2 protein-coding genes are annotated in these 2370 nt (G+C 69.3%); both read right to left on the minus strand.

Annotation, left to right across the window (positions count from 1 at the left end; genetic code table 11):
- On the minus strand, window positions 1-278 hold a 278-nt coding region (locus I6U14_RS15620), incomplete at its 3' end, for an RnfABCDGE type electron transport complex subunit D (protein ID WP_296900446.1).
- Window positions 278-2227, minus strand: coding sequence for an electron transport complex subunit RsxC (gene rsxC / locus I6U14_RS15625; protein WP_296900447.1), 1950 nt, complete (start codon window positions 2225-2227; stop codon window positions 278-280). The genes rsxC and I6U14_RS15620, both read right to left, overlap by 1 nt.
- Between the last annotated feature and the right edge of the window lie 143 nt (window positions 2228-2370).

A 2370-nucleotide genomic window follows, 5' to 3' on the forward strand; every position in this document is an offset into this window, starting at 1 on the left:
GGCGGGATGGTCAGCGCGAACAGCAGGGCCGTCACCACGGCGCTGTAGTCGCGGATAGCGGGCAGCGCCGGGCGCCCGCGCAGCTTCATCACCGCCGCCTCGGCGGCGACGGCGAAGACCACCGCCAGCGCCATATTGATGAGCACGCCCCAGCCGAAAAACCACACCAGCGCCAGCGTGCCGGGCACCAGTGCCAGGCACACCTGGAGCATGACCCAGTCGACGCTGTTGACCCGTGCCGCGTGCGGCGAGGAGACGAATCCGACCCGCGCCTGCATCAGCGCTGCCCGGCCGTCGCCTGCGGCCGCCCCTCTTGTGCCTCGGCTGTCTGCGGTTGTGCCTCGGCAGTCTGTGGCTGCTCGGCTTGCGGCTGCTGCGGTTGGGCTTTCGTCTGAGCTTGGGTCTGCGCCTGAGTCTGCGCCTGGGTCTTCGACGGAGAAGGCGCATTGTCGACACCAGCTGCCGTGGCCTCGGCTGCGGCCCGCGCGACCTCATCCGGCACGGGCTTGGGCACGGCGCCCTGGGCGGCCTGCTGCTCCGCGGCCCGCGCCTCGGTCATCGCACTGGCCGGGGCACCTGCGGGCTTGCCGTACGGCACCGCGATCTCGGGCTTCACCTCGGTGGCGCCAGCCGTCGGCGCGGACCCGCTCTGCTGTCCGTCTGGCTGCTGGGCAAGCCGTTTCTTCGCGGCGGCCCGCTCGCGGGCGGCCTTGATGGCGGCCTGCTTGTCGTCGTCTTTGCCGCCCTTGGGTGCAACGGCCTCCTTCTTCTTGCGCAACTTGGCCTTCTTTTCGCGCTCCAGACGCTCCAGCCTCGCCTCCTTGGCGGCGTGGCGCTCGCGGGCGTGCTCGGCGGCGCGCTTCTCGCGCTCCCGGGCCCAGCTTTCGGTCTTGGCGTAGCGGTAGTACTGCACCAACGGGATGTGCGACGGGCAGACCACCGCGCAGCAGCCGCACTCGATGCAGTCGAACAGGTTGTAGTCCTGCACCTTGTCCAGGTCCTTGGCCCGGGCATGCCAGTAGAGCTGCTGCGGCAGCAGGTTGGCGGGGCAGACCTCGGCGCAGCGTCCGCAACGGATGCAGGGCTGGGGCTCGCCTGGGTCCGGGCTCTCGCCGGGGGTCAGGGCCAGGATGCAGTTGGCGGCCTTGGTGACAGGGACGCCGTCGGTGTCGATGCGAAAGCCCATCATGGGCCCGCCCACCACGAGCTTCTCCAGCTCGCCGGTATAACCGCCGCTCGCCGCCACCAGGTCCGCCGCCGGCGTGCCGATGCGCACGCGGTAGTTCTGCGGCTTCTCGACGGCGCGGCCGGTGACGGTGACATAGCGCTCGATGAGCGGGCGGCCGCGCAGCACCGCATCCGCCACGGCACAGGCGGTGCCGACGTTCTGGCAGACGATGCCGATCTGCGCGGGAATCCCGTGGCTCGGCACCTCCTTGCCGGTCAGGATCTTGATCAGCTGCTTCTCACCGCCGCTGGGGTAGAGGGTGGGGATCTCTACCACTTTGATGCGGCCGCTCGGGTCGCCTTGCTCGGCTGCCTGACGCATGGCCGCGATGGCTTCGGGCTTATTGTCCTCGATACCGACCAAGCAGCGCCCGGTGCCGAGGATGTGCAGCATGACGCGAATGCCGTCGACGATGTCCGCTGCGCGCTCGCGCATCAGGAGATCGTCACAGGTGATGTACGGCTCGCATTCGGCACCGTTGATGACCAGGGTGTCGATGGGTTGGTCCGGCCCCGGATTGAGCTTGACGCTGGACGGGAAAGAGGCACCGCCCATGCCGACGATACCGCTTTGGCGGATACGCTCACGCAGCGCCGCCGGCTCCTGCTGCTCGAAGTCCGACAGCGGCGCCGGCAGCTCGGCCCAGGCGTCCTCGCCGTCGGTCTCGATCACGACGCAGAGGGCGGATAGGCCGGACGGATGCGGGATTTGCCGCGGCTCGATGGCCACGACGGTGCCGGAGCTCGGCGCGTGCACCGGGGCGCTCACATAGCCCTGCGGCTTGGCCAGCGGTTGGCCCTTCTTGACCTGCTCACCCACCGTGACACAAGGCTGCGATGGTGCGCCGATATGCTGCTGCAGCGGCACCACCAGCTGCGCCGGCAGCGGTGCGGCGACGCTCGACGCCGCATTGGACAGGGCCTTCTCATCCGGCAGGTGCACGCCGCCGTGGAAATGCCAGAGGCGCTGACGATGTGGATTCAGAACGGAAAACAGCATGGCTCGGGCTCAGATCTGGGCGCGAATCCTGAATTGACGGCAAGACGGTTGTCGGGGCTGCACGCTGATGGGCGCACATCCACCGCCGGCGCTAACCGGCGGCTAGGCCGCCTCGCGGTGCTCCGCTTCGGCTTCGTCGGCAT

Source organism: Thiohalocapsa sp. (genome assembly GCF_019695415.1).
Taxonomy (GTDB): domain Bacteria; phylum Pseudomonadota; class Gammaproteobacteria; order Chromatiales; family Chromatiaceae; genus Thiohalocapsa.